We start from the raw sequence: 15,435 nt of genomic DNA, 5'->3' as shown, positions 1-15,435 counted from the left end.
CGCTCGTGCGATCGTCCGTAGCGGTAACCGCCGGACGCCTCGCACGGTCACCCCCGGCACGAGGACGGTGGCCGTGGACCGCGGGAGCGGCCCGGTCGACCGGTCACACGCGAAGGCCGGCCCGCGGTCTCACCACGGGCCGGCCTTCGCGGACGTGACTCGGTGTCAGGCGCGCAGTCCCAGGTCGCCGTGGACCGGCTTGGCCTCGTTCACCACGGCCATCGCGTCCTTGGTCGTCTGGAGCACCGTGCCCTCGCCGCCGAGCAGGTTCGGGTCCTCCTCCACCGGCATCAGCTCGAAGGGGACCGCGGTGCGCAGATCGGTGTCGAGGCCGGTGGCCGCCAGGTCCTTGCCGTCCGCGGCGTACGAGGGCGCCGCGACGGCGGCGGCGATCAGGGACCCGGCGAGGACGGCGGCAGCCTTCAGGGACTTCATCGTGTTCCTTTCTTCGGCGACGCGGGTCGCCGGAGGTAAATCTGTCGTCGTGCCTAACGACCCCCGGCCGGAGCGGAAACCGGGAGGGCGAAGATTGACGAGTCCTCATATGAGCGCTTAGAAAGCCCGGTCGCGCCGTACGGCTCACGGGGCCGCCCGCGGCGCCCGCGGCAGCGGTGCGGGCGCGGGGAGGGCGACGCCGGGAGCAGCGGGACCCGCGTCGCCGCCGGCGTCGTGCCGGCCGGGGCGGGCAGGGTCGTCGCCCGTGCTCCGGGGGCCTCGCCCGCAAGCGGTCGTGCGCCGTTCGCGATCCGCCGTTCACCCCGCCGTCCGACCGGTCCGGCCGGACCCGGCCCCGCTCCACGGCACGACGGTGGCCGACGGCGGTCGACTTCACGGTTTCAACACACATGCCGCCATTGACTTAATTTCGGTGAATTTGTCCGTTTGCTGACTAGAGTTGCGAACCGCCTCACGCCCTCCTCCGGGCGAACGCGGCGCACTCGTCCCGCTGCCCGTCGCCCCGCCCCTTCCGAAAGGCTCCGACCGTCATGCGCCAATCCCTGGGCCAACTGCTTCGTCACGCGACGGTGTGTGTCCTCGCCCTCGCCGCGGTGTGGGCGCCCTGCGGCTCCCCGGCCGCCGCGCCGGCCGCGCCCGCGCCCGAGGCCACCGGCCTCGCGTTCGAGCAGCGGTACCGCGCGCTCCAGCACGGCGGCATCACGCGCGCCGCCAACACCTCCATCACCTGCCGCGCCCAGGTGTCCTCCTGCCGGGACGTGCAGACGGGCGGCCAGGGGGTGAACGGCGACTTCGACATGTTCTACGTCGACGTCGACAGCGACCCGAACACCTACAACTCCTCCCGCGCGGAGGTCCTCCTGCCCGCCGGCTCCCGGGTGACGTACGCACGCCTGTACTGGGGCGGCAACCTGCGCGTGGGCGAGCAGAAGCCGCTCGAGGACAACGGGCGGGTGCTGATCGCCGAGCCGGGCGGGGAGTACAAGGAACTCCTCGCGGACACGGTCGTGGGACACCGCGCGGCGGACGGCGCGGACGCCTTCCAGGCCTCGGCGGACGTGACGCGACTGGTGCGGGACAGCGGGCCGGGCCTGTACACCGTGGCGCAGGTCAACGTGGCCATGGGCCGGTCGGCGGCCGGCGCGTGGGGCGGCTGGACGCTGGTCGTGGCGTACGAGAACCCGGCGGAGCCGCTGCGGCACCTCGCGCTCTGGGACGGCTTCGCGCCGCTGATGGGCCGCGGGGAGACCCGGATCCCGCTGCGCGACCTGGGCTTCCCCGCGGGCGCGGGGGGCCGGGCGGGCCTGGTGGCGTACAACGGCGACCGCGGGACCCGCGGCGACTCGCTCGTCCTGACCACCGGCGGGTCCGCGCCCGCGACCACCGCGCTCGCCGACCGCGTCAACCCCGCCGACGACGTGCTGAACTCCACCATCAGCGACCCCGGGACCTCCCCGACGCGGGTGCCGGCGTACGCCCACACCCTCGGCTACGACTCCGACGTGTTCGACCTCGCGGGCGCCCTGCCGCACTCCGGTGACGAGGCGACCCTCCGGTTGACGTCCCAGCGGGACGCGGCGTGGGCCGGCGTGCTCTTCGCCGCCGTCGACGCCCGGCGGTGAGCGCGCCGCGGCCCGCCCGGGGTTCCCTCGTGAACCCCGGGAGCGGGGAAACCACGTGCGCGGGCCCGTCGCACGCCGACCGCCGGCCGCGGATCCTGCACCTCACCCAGCCGGTGGAGGGCGGGGTCGCGCGGGTCGTGACGGACCTGGTCCGGGCCCAGCTGGCGGACGGCCTGGACGTCGCCGTGATCTGCCCCGGCGGTGCGCTCGCCGACCGGCTGCGGGCGCTCGGCGCACACGTGCGGCACTGGCGGGCGACGCGGTCGCCGGGCGCCTCGCTCGTCAGGGAGGTACGGCAACTCGCCCGGCTGATCGACGAGGTGCGCCCCGACCTGGTGCACGCGCACAGCGCGAAGGCCGGGCTCGCCGGGCGCCTCGCGGTGCGCGGGCGGATCCCGACCGTCTTCCAGCCGCACGCCTGGTCGTTCGAGGCGGTGGACGGGGGCACCGCGGCCCTGGCGCTGCGCTGGGAGCGGTGGGGCGCGCGGTGGGCCGGGCGGGTGGTGTGCGTGAGCGAGGCGGAACGCGTGACGGGCGTGCGCGCCGGGATCGCCGGCCGGTGGGCCGTGGTGCCCAACGGCATCGACCCCGAGCACTTCCGCCCGGCCCCCGCCGACGCCGCGCGGGCCGGGCTCGCACCGCTCGCCGGTCTCCCGCCGGGGGCGCCGCTCGCCGTGTGCGTGGGCCGGCTGTGCCGGCAGAAGGGGCAGGACGTCCTGCTGCGCGCCTGGGACGACGTCGTGCGCCGGGTGCCCGGCGCCCGCCTCGTCCTGGTCGGCGACGGACCGGACCGGGACCGGCTGCGCGCGCACGCCCCCGCGTCCGTGCTGTTCGCGGGGGCCGTCGGCGACCCCACCCCCTGGTACCGGGCCGCCGACCTCGTCGTCCTGCCGTCCCGCTGGGAGGGGATGGCGCTGGCCCCGCTGGAGGCGATGGCCTGCGGGCGGCCCGTGGTCGTCACGGACGTCGACGGGGCCCGCGAGAGCCTGCCGCCCTCCTTCGCCGCCCGCTGCCTGGTCCCGCCGGAGGACCCCGGGGCGCTGGCCGGCGCCGTGGGCGGGCTGCTGCTCGACCCTCCGCTCCGCGCCTCGCTCGGCGACCTGGGCCGCCGGCACGTGCTGTCCCTCCACGACGTGCGGCACACCGCCGGGGCGGTCGCGGACGTCTACCGCGACCTGCTCGGCACCCGGTCCGCTCCCGCACGGGGGTGGCCGTCCCACGGGGCCGGGCCCGCCGGGGACCACCGGACGACACAGCACACCGAGCCATCCGAGCACAGGGAGTCCATTCACTCGTGACCGCCGAACGTACCGTGCCCTCCCCCGGCGCAACGCCACGGGAGCACGGATCCGCACCCGTGTCCGTCATGCCGCCGCGCGGCACCGACACCGGCAGCACCGGCCCCGGCCTCCGGCCTCCGGCCGCACGGCCCCCCGCGCGGCCGGCCTCCTCGGTCCCGCCGCGCGTCGCGGACGGTGCCGCCGCCCTGCTGGGCGTGCTGGCGCTCACCGGCGCCCAGCGCCATCCCCTGCTCGTCGTCCTGCTGGTCGGCACGGCGCTGCTGTGGCGCCCGCGCGCCGGCGGCCCGCCGGCGGCGGGGCTGCTGGAGGAACTGCCCGCCGTGTGCGGCCGCGTCGCGGTGGCCTGGCTGGCGGCGGCCGCGCTCTGGGCGGCGTACCGGCCGGAGCAGGCGCTGTCCGCCCGGACCGTGCTGACCGGTCTCGCCCTGCAGGCGGTCGCGGGCTGCGCGCTGCGCGCGGCCGTGCACGCGCGGCGGCGCGCCGCGCTGCTGCGCCACCCGCACGCCGCGCTCGTCGTCGGACCGGTGGCGACCGCGCAGCGCGTCGCCGCCGCCGTGCTGCGCCACCCCCGGTGCGGCGTACGGCCGGTGGGGGTCGTCGCCGACGCCCAGCCGGACGGCACCGAGGGCGTTCCGGTGCTGCGCACGGACGAGGAGGTCCAGCGGGCGGTCATCCAGAACGGGGTGCGGGCGGTGCTCGCCGTGCACCCCTCGGCGCGCGCCGAGCAGGAACCGCTGCTGCGGGCGCTGGCCGCGTCGGGCTGCGCGGTCTGGGAGGTCGACGCCGGCTCCCCGTCGTACGCGGCGCGGGAGCGGCTCGCCGGGTTCCCCTGCCGGCGGCTGGACCTCTCCCCGGCGCGCGCCGGCGGCGCCGGCAAGCGGATGCTCGACATCCTGGTCTCGGGGACGCTGCTGCTGCTGGTCAGCCCGCTGCTGCTGGTGTGCGCGGTGACGCTGCGGCTCACCGACGGGCCGGGCGTGGTGTTCCGGCAGGAGCGCATCGGCAGGAACGGGAAGCCGTTCACGCTGCTGAAGTTCCGCACCCACCGCCCGGTCGACGAGCACGAGTCGGCGACCCGGTGGAGCGTGGCCAACGAGCACGAGATGCGCCGGTTCTGCCGCATGCTGCGCCGCACCTCGCTGGACGAGCTGCTGCAGCTGTGGAACGTGCTCCGCGGCGACATGAGCCTGGTCGGGCCGCGTCCCGAACGCCCCTACTTCGTGGCGCAGTTCAGCCGGACCTACCCCGGTTACGCGGCCCGCCACCGGATGCGCACCGGCATCACCGGACTGGCCCAGGTCCACGGGCTGCGCGGTGACACCTCGATCGAGGACCGCTGCCGGTTCGACAACGCCTACATCGACGACTGGTCGCTGTGGCAGGACGTCTGCATCCTGCTGCGCACCGCCGCCCTGCTGGTCCGTCCGACGGGGAGCTGACCGACCGTGAGCCACGCCCTCGCACCGCTCCCGCGCCGGGCCGCCGCACTGGCGCCGGTCCTGCCGCTGGCGGCGGTGGTCGCCCTGCCCGCCCTGCCCTCGGCGGGTGACGGCGCGGGACCCGCCGACGCGGTCTCCGCCCTGGTGGTGGCGTACTGCGCGGTCCGCCTGCTGCGGGAGCGGCGGCGCCCGCTGTCGCCGGCCGCGGCGGTGGTGCTGGGCCTGCCGGTCGTGGGACTGGCGCTGGCCGCCATGGGGGCGTCCTCGGCGACGGCCGGCCTCAGCGGCCTGGGCCGCTACCTCCAGGTCTTCGTGCTGGTCCCGGCGGCCGTGCTGGTGCTGCTGCGCCACCGGGCCGACCTGCGCGTGCTGGCCTGGACGTTCGTGGGACTCGCCCTGTGGCAGGGGGCGGTCGGCGTGCACCAGTACGTCACCCGGACCGGCGCCTCCTACCAGGGCGAGCCCGTCCGCGCGGTCGGCACCTTCGGGGCCCAGGACGTGATGGGCATGGCGGCGGCGGTCTCGCTGGGCCTGGTGTGCGCGGTCGGGATCGCGCTGGGCCGGGCCCCGGCCCGGCAGCGGGCGGCGGCCGCCGGGTGCGCCCTGCTGCTGCTGCCGCCGCTCGCGCTCTCCTTCAGCCGGGGCGCCTGGATCGCGACCGTCCTGACGTGCGCCGTGCAGCTGACCGCGGCCGGGCTGCGGCGGGCGCTGCGGACGGCCGCGGCCGTGGTGGCCGCGGCCGTGGTCCTGGTGGGCGGCTTCGGCGTCGGCACGGCGCAGCTGCAGGAGCGGCTCGGCAGCATCACGCAGGTCGCCGACGCCCCCGACCAGTCGGTCGTGGACCGGTACACCCTGTGGGCGTCCGCCGCCGGCATGTGGCGCGCACACCCGTTGACCGGCGTGGGCCTGAAGAACTTCCCCGAGCACCGCGACGCGCACGCCGGCCTCGCGCTGTCGTCGGGCAGCGACATCGCGGGCGCGGGAGAGACGTTCCACAGACAGGCGCTGCTCTCCCCGCACAGCATGTACCTGCTGGTGCTGAGCGAGCAGGGCCTGATCGGGCTGCTCGCGCTCGCCGGGAGCTGGCTGGCGCTGCTGGTGTGCGGGCTGCGCAGGCTGCTGCGGGCGCGCCAGCACGGGCGGGGGGTCGACTGCGGGCTCATCGCCTGCGGGCTGCTGGTCTGGACGCTGACCGACTTCGTGTACGGCGACATCGGCGGCCCCTCCACCGTGCTGACCGCCGTGGGCCTGGGCCTCGCGGCGTGGTGGGCGCTGGCCGACGGCGAGCGGGTGGAGGCCGCGCGCCCCGCGGGGGCGGCCGCGCGGGCCGAGGGGGCGGTGGCGCGATGACCGTGGTGCCCCCGCGGGCCCCCGGGCCCGCGGCCGACGAGGCGGCGGCCGTCCCCGCGGCGCGTACCGCAGGCCCGGCCGGGGACGGCGGCGACCACGCCTCCCCGTCCCGGCGGTTCCTCGCCCGGGCCGCGCTCGTCACGGCGGCGCTGTCCGTCGCCGGCTCCCTGCTGGGCCTGGTGCGCGACCAGTCGCTGGCCCGGCTGTTCGGCGCCGGGAGCGACACGGACGCCTTCCTGGTCGCCTGGACCGTGCCGGAGATCGCCGCGACGCTGCTGATCGAGGACGGGCTGGCGATCGCCCTGATCCCGGCGTTCAGCATGGCGCTGGCCCGGCGGGCCCGGGGCGCCGCGGGCGACCCGGTCCGCGCCCTGGTCGCCGCCACCCTGCCCCGGCTGTGCCTGGCCTTCGCCGCGGTGGCCGCGCTGGTCGCCGGTACGGCCCCCCACCTCGTCCGGGTCCTGGCGCCGGGGCTGCCCGATCCGGACCTGGCCGTCGACTGCACCCGGCTCACGGCGATCAGCGTGCTGGCCTTCGGGCTCGCCGGGTACTGCAGCGCCGCCCTGCGGGCCCACCGCCGCTTCGTCGCGCCGGCGGCGATCTACGTCGCCTACAACACCGGCATCGTCGCCGCGATGTTCCTGCTCGGCGGCGCGTGGGGGGTGCGCTCCGCGGCGGTCGGGGTCGCGGTGGGCGGCTGCCTGATGGTGGCGGTGCAACTCCCCCCGCTGCTGCGGCAGCTGACGTCGCGCTCCCCCGCGCCCGGCGGTTCCGGGGGCGGGGCCGGGGACGGGGAGCGGCCGGTGCGCCTCGCCCTGATCGCCGCCGTGCTCCTGTTCGCGCTGTGCCGCCAGTCGCAGGTCCTCGTCGAGCGCTTCCTGGCCTCCTCGCTCCCCGCCGGGGCCATCTCGCACCTCAACTACGCGCAGAAGGTCGCGCAGATCCCGATGACGCTGTCGCTGATGCTGTGCACCGTCACCTTCCCCGTGGTGGCGCGGGCGCTCGCGGACGGCGACACCGAGCGGGCCCGCTCCCGCGTGGAGCGGGACCTGGTGCTGGCCTCCTGCGTGGTGCTGCTGGGCATGGGCGCGGTGCTCGCCTGCGCCCCGCAGATGATCGAACTGCTCTTCCAGCGGGGCGCGTTCACCGCGGGCGACACCGCCGCGACGGCGGACGTCATGCGCGTGTACGCGCTCGGGCTGCTGGGCCAGACGCTGGTGGGCGCCCTGATCCGCTCGTACTTCTCGACGGGCCTGCCCAGCTGGTACCCCCTCGGCGTGATGGCCGCGGGCGTCGTCGCGACCTCCCTGATCGGCGCCGCGACCGTGGACCGCTGGGGGGTGGCGGGGATCGCCGCCGCCAACGCCTTCGGCATCACCGTCACCGCCGCCCTGCTGCTGGCCGGGCTGCGCACCGCCCGGCGGGCCGGCTCCCCCGGCGTCTCGATCCGCGTCCGCCGGGTCCTGGCCGGGCTGGGCGGGCCCGTGCTCGCCGCGGCCGCCGCCACCGCCGCCGGGGCGTTCGCCGCGGGCCGGCCCTCCTCGTCGGCGGCGGGCCTCGCGGCCGGCTGCCTGACCGTGACCGTCGTCTTCACCGTCCTCTGCCTGGCCCTGGGGGTCCAGGGTTCCGCATCCGCACTGCGCTCCGCGCGCACCGTCACACGAAAGCTCGCACATGGCCGCTTCCGTTGAATCCACCGCCCACGGCGCCCTCCCCGCCCCGCGCCGCCCGGGTCCCGTCCCGTGGGTGGCGATGTACCACTCGGTGGGCGACTGCTCGGACGACCCCTACCGCATCACCGTCACCCCCGAGCGGCTCGCGGAGCAGCTGGCCTGGCTGCGCCGGCGCGGGCTGCGGGGCGTGTCCGTGGCCGAGCTGCTCGCCGCCCGCGCCCGGGGCGAGGGGCGGGACCTGGTCGGGCTCACCTTCGACGACGGGTACGCCGACTTCGTCACCGACGCCCTGCCGCTGCTGCACCGCTGGGACTGCGGCGCCACCCTCTTCGTGCTGCCCGGGCGGCTCGGCGGCGACAACGCCTGGGACCCGCTCGGCCCGCGCAAGCCGCTGCTGACCGCGGACGGCATCCGGCACGCGGCCGCCGAGGGCGTGGAGATCGGCTCGCACGGGCTGACGCACGTCGACCTCACGAAGGCGGACGACGTCGCCCTGAAGACCGAGGTCGTCGAGAGCCGGGAGCGGCTCGCGGAGCTGACCGGCACCCGGGTCGAGGGCTTCTGCTACCCGTACGGCACGGTCGACGCCCGCGCCGTCGCGGCCGTGCGGGAGGCGGGCTACGCCTACGCCTGCGCCATCGACCCCGGCCCGCTGACCGGTCCGCACGCCCTGCCGCGCGCCCACGTCGGCCAGAACGACACGGCGTGGCGCCTGCGTCTGAAGTACCGGCTGCACCGGCTGCGCCGGCGCCCGGCGGAGGGGGTGTGAGATGGGGGCGTCCGGTCTGAGGGTGCTGCACGTCATCACCGGTCTCGGCGTCGGCGGGGCCGAGCAGCAGCTGCGGCTGCTGCTGCGCCACCTGCCCGCCGACTGCGACGTGGTGACGCTCACCAACCCCGGTGCGGTCGCCGACGGCCTCGCCGCCGACGGCGTCCGCGTCGTGCACCTGGGCATGGGCGGCAACCGCGACCTGGCCGCGCTCCCGCGCCTGGTCCGGGTGATCCGCTCCGGCGGCTACGACCTGGTGCACACGCACCTGTACCGGGCCTGCGTCTACGGCCGGCTCGCCGCGCGCGCCGCCGGGGTCCGCGCGGTCGTCGCCACCGAGCACTCGCTGGGCGACTCGCAGATGGAGGGCCGCAGGCTGACGGCGGGGGTGCGCGCGCTGTACCTCGCCAGCGAGCGGCTCGGTTCGGCGACGGTCGCCGTCTCCGACGCCGTGGCCGAGCGCCTGAAGCGCTGGGGCGTGCCCGCGCCGCGCATCGAGGTCGTGCCCAACGGCATCGACCTGGAGCGTTTCCGCTTCGACCCCGGCCGGCGGGAGCGCACCCGCCGGCGCCTCGGCCTGCCGGAGGGGGCGTTCGTGGTCGGCGGGGTCGGACGGCTCGTGAGCGGCAAGCGGTTCGACGTCCTCGTCCGCGCGCTGGCCCGGCTGCCGGAGGACCACTGGCTGCTGCTGGTGGGCGGCGGCCCCGAGGAGCACCTCCTGCGCCGCACGGCCCACGAGGCCGGGGTGGCCGGCCGGGTCCTGTTCACCGGCGAACGCCCCTGCGTCCCCGACGGCTCCCCGGGGCCGGACCTGCCCTCGCTCACCTCGGCGATGGACCTGCTCGCCGCCCCGTCCGCGGAGGAGGCCTTCGGTCTGGCGGCCGTGGAGGCGCTGGCGTCGGGCCTGCCCGTGCTCTACGCCGCCTGCCCGGCGATCGAGGACCTGCCCGCGGGGGCCGCCGCCGGCGCCCGGCGGGTGCGCGGCGGCCCCGAGGAGTACGCCCGCGCGATCGCCGAGGTCCGCGCGGCGGGTCCCGGGCCGCGCACGGCGCCCGGGGCCGCGCACCACTACAGCATCACCCGCAGCACCGCCCGCCTCATGGACGTGTACGCGGCGGCCCTCGGCGGCACGTCGCCGTCCCCCGCACCTCGACAGGGAGCACACCCGTCATGACCGACACACCGGCCCGTCGGCGCCGTCCGTCCCTGGCCTCCTCGCTGGCCCGCGTCAGGAGCCTGCCGGCCTGGTCCGCGCTCGTGGCGGGCACCCTCGCCGGCGGTCTGTGCGGCGGCGTGTACGGGCTGCTCACGCCCCCGGTGTACACGGCCACCAGCTACGTCGTCGCCGTGCCGACGGACAAGGCGTCCCCGGAGGCCGCCCGCGGTTTCGCACAGGCGTACGGCCGGGTGGCCACGCAGCTCGCGGTGCTCGGCGACGCGCAGGTGTGGGCCGGCGTGCCGGTGCGGACGCTGCGGGACAGCGTCCGCGCGGCGACCTCGCCGGACGCGCCGATGGTCGCCGTCACGGCCACCTCCGCGCGGCCCGGGCTCGCCGTCGACATGGCCGACGCGGTCTCCCGCTCGCTGACCCGGCACGCGGAGGACACCAAGGGCAGCACCCAGGTCCGGCTCGTGCAGTTCTCGCGCGCGGTGGAGCCGGGCGAGCCGGCGTCCGCGTCGTCGGCGGTGACCACGCTGGTGGGCGCGGGCGCCGGCGGACTGCTGGGCGGTCTGGCCCTGCTGGTGCGGCCGAGGCGGCCCGGCCGGGACGGGGACCCCGTGCCGGCCGCCTCGGTGCCGGGCCCGGCCACCGCCGCCGACGCGCACGGGCAGCGGTGACGGCGGTGCACCCGGCCGGTCCGGCGTCAGGACGTGCCGCCCGGCCACCAGCCGAGGCGGAGGCAGGCCTTCCCGCCGAGCCACTGCTCCACCCAGCTGCCCAGGTCCAGCGGCGAGCAGCTCTCCCGGGGCGGCGGAGCGGCGGGCACGGCCGGCGTGGGGACCGGGGCCGGCCCGTCCGAGCGGCCGGAGAGCACGGACCGGTAGACGCGGGACGACTCGGGGTTGTCGCCGCACTGCCACACACCGTGCGGGCAGTAGTCGGTCACCGTGTTGTACAGCGGCCGCTGCTCGTCCATCCACGCGAGCATGCGCCGCATGTACTCGGGATTGTCGCCGTTGCGGAAGAGCCCCCATTCGGGGTAGGAGATCGGTTTTCCGTGGGCTTTCGCGAAATCCACGTGCGCCTGGAGCCCGTAGGGTTCCTTCACCTGTTCGTCGAACGACATTCCGGACGGCTGGTCGTAGGAGTCCATGCCGATGATGTCGACCGTGTCGTCCCCCGGATAGCACTCGGTCCAGGGAACGGCGTCCCGGCCGCGGCTCGGCGCGAAGTCGAACCGGAAGTCCTGGCCCGGCACCGCGCGCATCGTGGCGACGATCCGGTTCCAGTACTTCTTCCAGGACTCCGGGTCGGGCCCGCACCGATGGGTGTAGGTGGTGCCGTTCATCTCCCAGCCGAGCACCAGGATCGTGTCCGGCACCTTCAGCTCGACCAGCCGCTCGGCGAGCGCGCGGAAGTGGTGGTCGAACTCCCCGGCGGCGCCCCGCCGCAGCAGCCGGCGCACCTCGGCGTCGGGGACGCCCGCCTCGTTGCGCTCCTGCAGGGGGACGTTGAGGACGAGCATCCGGTCGTCCTTCTCGTTGCGCCAGCGCGCCCAGTCCTCGAGGAAGCCGACGCGGCCCTCGATGTCGCTCCAGTGGTTGCCGGGCAGGTAGGTGTGCCCGACGCGCAGCTCGGCGCCGCCCAGCCAGCGGCTCAGCTGCTCCATGCGGGCCACGCCCCGGGCGTCCGAGGCGAGGAACGCCCCGAACGCCGGGGTCTCCTGACGGGGCGCCCGCAGCTCGGGGACGGTGAGCGGCGGCAGGGGCGGGGCCGGCGCCACGGGCGCGGGGGGCGTCACGGCGGGCACCGTCGGGGCCGGAGCCGGCGGGCGGGAGTCGTCGGTCCGCGCGGCCCCGCCCCCTGTCACGGGGCCGGCCGCCAGGGCGGCCGACACGACGACCGCCGCCGCGCCCACGGCCAGCCAGCGCACTCGGGCCCGCTGATGCTGTGGGGCCATGGCTGCTCCTTTTCGCTCGTCCGCCTGGGTTCGCTGTTCTCTTTGTTGACGAACAGTCATACGAAGTAAAGGCACAGGAAAACCGGCGGCGCCAGCGTCATGCGGCTTTCGAGTGCCGGGATCGTCCGTGTGGGTGAGCCGGCGCGGAGAAGGCCGGAAGGAAGCCGGGAGAAATCCGAAGGAGCCCGGAAGGAGCCCGGAACGACTTCGGAAGAAGTGCCGGAAGGAAACTGAAGGAGCGTGAGAAACCATGTCGTCGTTCGACCTCCGTGTCCCCGCCGTACTGCTGCGGACGGACCGGAATCCCTTTCACCACGGAACGCTGGGGGCGGTGCGGTCGCTCGGCCGGGCGGGTGTGGAGGTGCACCTCGTCGCCGACACGGCGGGAAGCCCCGTCCGGCGGTCGCGTTACGTGCACCGGATGCACCCCCCGCCTCCCCCGGGGGCGTCGGAGCGGGAGATCCTCGCCGTACTGCGCCGCGTGGCCGACCGGGTCGGGCGACCCGCCGTGCTGGTCCCGCTGGACGACGCGAGCGCCCTCGCCGCCGCCCGCGCGCGGGACGACCTGACCCCCCGTTACCTGCTGCCGGAGATGCCGGGCACCCTGCCCGAGCGCGTCGCCGACAAGGCGGAACTGGCCGCCGTGTGCGCGTCCGCGGGCGTCCCGCACCCGGTGACGCTGGTCCCGGACGGTCCGGAGCGGGCCGCCGACGACGCCCGGCGGCTCGGGCTGCCGCTGGTGGCGAAGTGGAGCCGGCCCTGGCTGCTGCCGTCCGGGAGCGGGCTGCGCAGCACCCGGCTGGTGCACTCCGCGCAGCAGGCCCGGGAGCTGTACCTGCGCACCGAGGAGGCCGGAAGCCGGCTGCTGCTGCAGGCGTACCTGCCGCCGGGGCCGGACCGGGACTGGTTCTTCCACGGCTACGCCGACCGCGAGGGCACCGTCCGGGCGGGCGGGCCGGGCCGCAAGCAGCTGTCCTGGCCGCGCGGGGCGGGCCTGACCGCCGTGGGCCGCTGGACGCCCAACCCCGAGGTGCGGGCGCTGGCCGAGCGGCTCGTCGGCGAACTCGGCTACCGCGGCGTCCTCGACCTCGACTTCCGCCGCTGCGGCACGTCGGGCCGTTACCACCTGCTCGACTTCAACCCGCGTCCCGGCGCCCAGTTCCGGCTCTTCGCGGACAGCGCGGGACTGGACGTCGTCCGCGCCCTGCACCTGGACCTGACCGGCCGTGGGCTGCCGGACGGGGACCCGGTGGCCGGACGGGCGTTCGTGGTGGAGAACTACGCGCCGTTCGCCGCGCTGCGCACGGCGCCGGGCGGCCGCGAACTGGCCTGGTACGCCCGGGACGACCGCGGCCCCGGGCGGGCGATGTGGGCCCTGTGGTGCCGTCACGTGACCGGCCGGCTGCGCGAGCGGCTGACCGCGGCGGCCCCGGTGCCGGCCCCGCGCCCCGCCCCCCGGGCGGTCTCGCCCTCCCTGACCGACAACGAGAAAGCGAGCAGCTGATGATGTACGACCTTCTGGTGGTGGGCGCGGGTCCGTACGGTCTGTCGATCGCGTCCCACGCCGCGGCCGCCGGGCTGAACCTGCGCGTGTTCGGCCGGCCCATGGCGTCCTGGCGGGACCACATGCCCTGCGGCATGTTCCTGAAGTCCGAGCCGTGGGCGTCCAACCTCTCCGACCCGGACGGCCGCTGGCGGCTGGACGCCTACTGCGCCGAGCAGGGGCTGACGGCACGTCACGCCCAGCCGATCCCGGTGGAGGAGTTCGCGTCGTACGGCCTGTGGTTCGCCCGGCACGCCGTGCCGGCGGTGGACGAGCGCACGGTGACCCGGGTGACGCCCGGTCCGGACGGCTTCGCGGTGGTCACCGAGGACGGGGAGGCGCTGCGCGCGCGGACCGTGGCGCTGGCGGTCGGGGTGATGCCGTTCATCGAGGTGCCGCAGACCCTGCGCGGGCTGCACCCCGCGCTGGTCACGCACAGCAGCCACCACAGCGATCTCGGCCCCTTCCAGGGCAAGGACGTCACGGTGATCGGCGGTGGCCAGGCGGCGCTGGAGATCGCGGCGCTGCTCGCCGAGCAGGGCACGCGGGTGCGGGTGCTGGCGCGGGCGGAGCGGCTGCGGTGGAACGACGTGCCGCCGCCCTGGGAGCGGCCCTGGTGGCAGTCGGTCCGCTCCCCGCACAGCGGGCTGGGCCCCGGCTGGCGGAACTGGTTCTACTCCGAGCGCCCCGGCCTGTTCCGGCGGCTGCCGGAGGCGACCCGGTCGCGCATCGCGGCCACGGCGCTGGGGCCGGCGGGCGCCTGGTGGGTGCGGGACCGGGTGGAGCGGGCGGTGGACCTGCTGCCGGGCCACGAGGTCACCCGGGCCAGTGCGGTGCCGGGCGGGGTGCTGCTGGAGACGATCGACCTCAGGGGCGGCCGGCGCAGCCTGGAGACCGAACACGTCATCGCCGCCACCGGGTTCCGGGCGCGCTGCGACCGGCTCGGACTGCTCTCCGCCGAGCTGCGCGGCACGCTGGCCACCCTGTCCGACGGCTCCCCGGCCCTCGGGCACACCTTCGAGTCGTCCCACCCCGGGCTGTTCCTCGCGGGCCTGGTGACCGCGTCCGGCTTCGGCCCGGCCATGCGCTTCGTCCACGGTGCGTCGTTCACGGCGGCGACCCTCGTGCAGGGGGTGCGCCGCCGGCTCAGGGCGACCCCGCCGCGCGGGACGGTTCCCGTCCCGGCCGGCAGCCGGAGCGCGTCGCCGTCACCGGTGGGCCCCTGACGCCGGGGCGGGCGGTGCGCGACGTGCGCCGTCCGCCCCGCACACGGTTCGTCCCCCGGACCGGTTCGGCCACCTCGCGGGTGGTCCGGGTCGGTCCGGGGGACGTGCCGGGGTCCGGTGGGTGCCGGGCGGGTGTGCCCGGCGCCGGGAGCGGTTAGGAGCGGGCGCCGGCGCGCCGGCGGCGGTACAGCATCGCCCCGCCCGCGATCAGCGCGGCGCTGGCGGCCGAGGCGGTGATCAGGCCCTCGGCGCCGGTCTCGGCCAGGTGGAGCCCGGGGCCGGGCCGCTCCTCGTCGACGGACACGGGCGCGGGCGGCGTCTTCTTGCCGGGCACGCTCCTGACGGGCTCGGGCTCGGGCTCGGGCGCCGGGGCGGCGGCGCGCGGGGGCGTGTCGTCCTCGGAGCCGTAACCGGGCCCGGACGGCCCCTGCGCGTCGTTCTCGCAGGAGTTGCCGTACGCGCCGTTGAACGCCCCGATCAGGGTGACGTCGTTGCCGCACACGTTCACCGGCAGGTACAGCGGCGCCTGCACGTTGTTCCCGGACAGCAGGCCGGGGGAGTCCTCGGCACCGCCGACCGCGTGCGCGCCGCCGCCGGACCCGCCGTGCGAGGAGCCGCCGCGGGACGAGTCGCCGTACGAGGAGTCACCGTACGAGGAGCCCGCGGAACGGTCCTTCCCGGACCCGTGCGCGTGCGAGCCGTTGGCGCAGGAGTTGCCGGCCGCGCTGTTGAACGCCCCGATCGCGGTGACGTCGTTGCCGCACACGTTCACCGGCACGTGCACCGGCGCCTGCACGTTGTTCCCGGACAGCACACCGGGAGAATCCTCGGTGCCGCCGACCGCGTGCGCGCCGCCGCCGGACCCGCCGTGCGAGGAGCCGCCGCGGGACGAGTCGCCGTACGAGGAGTCACCGTACGAGGAGCCCGCGGAACG

The 15,435-nt window shown here is 76.6% G+C and carries 13 protein-coding genes; 10 read left to right on the top strand and 3 right to left on the bottom strand.

The window, feature by feature from the left end; genetic code table 11:
* Window positions 1-165 precede the first annotated feature (165 nt).
* Window positions 166-435, bottom strand: coding sequence for a hypothetical protein (locus ACZ56B_RS14065; protein ID WP_468789624.1), 270 nt, complete (start codon window positions 433-435; stop codon window positions 166-168).
* Between the two features lie 551 nt (window positions 436-986).
* On the opposite strand from ACZ56B_RS14065, the gene ACZ56B_RS14060 reads away from it, so the two are divergent.
* Genes ACZ56B_RS14060 through ACZ56B_RS14025 form a run of 8 tightly spaced genes read left to right on the top strand, consistent with a single transcriptional unit; the run spans window position 987 to window position 10,449 of the window.
* The gene (locus ACZ56B_RS14060; RefSeq protein WP_468789622.1) at window positions 987-2,078 is read left to right on the top strand and encodes a DUF3344 domain-containing protein; all 1,092 of its coding nucleotides are present in this window, start codon (window positions 987-989) and stop codon (window positions 2,076-2,078) included.
* A gap of 29 nt (window positions 2,079-2,107) precedes the next feature.
* Window positions 2,108-3,376, top strand: a complete 1,269-nt coding sequence (locus ACZ56B_RS14055; RefSeq protein ID WP_468789620.1) for a glycosyltransferase — start codon at window positions 2,108-2,110, stop codon at window positions 3,374-3,376.
* A complete protein-coding gene (locus tag ACZ56B_RS14050) occupies window positions 3,373-4,818 on the top strand; it encodes an exopolysaccharide biosynthesis polyprenyl glycosylphosphotransferase (protein WP_468789618.1) in 1,446 nt (481 codons plus the stop codon). Before ACZ56B_RS14055 ends, ACZ56B_RS14050 begins: the two co-directional genes overlap by 4 nt.
* Before the next feature lie 6 nt (window positions 4,819-4,824).
* Complete coding sequence (locus ACZ56B_RS14045; protein WP_468789616.1) at window positions 4,825-6,168, top strand: O-antigen ligase family protein; 1,344 nt, start codon at window positions 4,825-4,827, stop codon at window positions 6,166-6,168.
* Window positions 6,165-7,859: a murein biosynthesis integral membrane protein MurJ gene (gene murJ / locus ACZ56B_RS14040; protein WP_468789614.1), complete on the top strand. Its 1,695-nt coding sequence runs from the start codon at window positions 6,165-6,167 to the stop codon at window positions 7,857-7,859. Before ACZ56B_RS14045 ends, murJ begins: the two co-directional genes overlap by 4 nt.
* Window positions 7,843-8,610 carry a polysaccharide deacetylase family protein gene (locus ACZ56B_RS14035; RefSeq protein WP_468789612.1) on the top strand — a complete coding sequence of 256 codons (768 nt, stop codon included), beginning with the start codon at window positions 7,843-7,845 and terminating at the stop codon, window positions 8,608-8,610. Before murJ ends, ACZ56B_RS14035 begins: the two co-directional genes overlap by 17 nt.
* Window position 8,611: 1 nt before the next feature.
* Complete coding sequence (locus tag ACZ56B_RS14030) at window positions 8,612-9,784, top strand: glycosyltransferase (protein ID WP_468789610.1); 1,173 nt, start codon at window positions 8,612-8,614, stop codon at window positions 9,782-9,784.
* Entirely contained in the window at window positions 9,781-10,449 is a 669-nt protein-coding gene (locus ACZ56B_RS14025; protein WP_468789608.1) for a YveK family protein, read from the top strand. The genes ACZ56B_RS14030 and ACZ56B_RS14025 overlap by 4 nt, the downstream gene beginning before the upstream one ends.
* A 26-nt stretch (window positions 10,450-10,475) precedes the next feature.
* Here the strand turns inward: ACZ56B_RS14025 and ACZ56B_RS14020 are convergent, their stop codons facing one another.
* A complete protein-coding gene (locus tag ACZ56B_RS14020; protein WP_468789606.1) occupies window positions 10,476-11,732 on the bottom strand; it encodes a glycoside hydrolase family 26 protein in 1,257 nt (418 codons plus the stop codon).
* A 250-nt stretch (window positions 11,733-11,982) separates the two neighbouring features.
* On the opposite strand from ACZ56B_RS14020, the gene ACZ56B_RS14015 reads away from it, so the two are divergent.
* Both ACZ56B_RS14015 and ACZ56B_RS14010 read left to right on the top strand, forming a co-directional pair.
* Window positions 11,983-13,236 (top strand): carboxylate--amine ligase, encoded by a 1,254-nt coding sequence (locus ACZ56B_RS14015; protein WP_468789604.1) that lies wholly within the window; start codon window positions 11,983-11,985, stop codon window positions 13,234-13,236.
* 2 nt (window positions 13,237-13,238) lie between these two features.
* The gene (locus tag ACZ56B_RS14010) at window positions 13,239-14,501 is read left to right on the top strand and encodes an NAD(P)-binding domain-containing protein (protein ID WP_468789718.1); all 1,263 of its coding nucleotides are present in this window, start codon (window positions 13,239-13,241) and stop codon (window positions 14,499-14,501) included.
* 154 nt (window positions 14,502-14,655) lie between these two features.
* Here the strand turns inward: ACZ56B_RS14010 and ACZ56B_RS14005 are convergent.
* The coding region (locus tag ACZ56B_RS14005) for a chaplin (RefSeq protein WP_468789602.1) at window positions 14,656-15,435 on the bottom strand (780 nt) is incomplete at its 5' end.

This window comes from Streptomyces sp. NPDC034670, assembly GCF_055574875.1.
The sequence above is the reverse complement of the archived record's forward strand: the minus strand, read 5'-3'. Positions and strand labels throughout refer to the sequence as shown.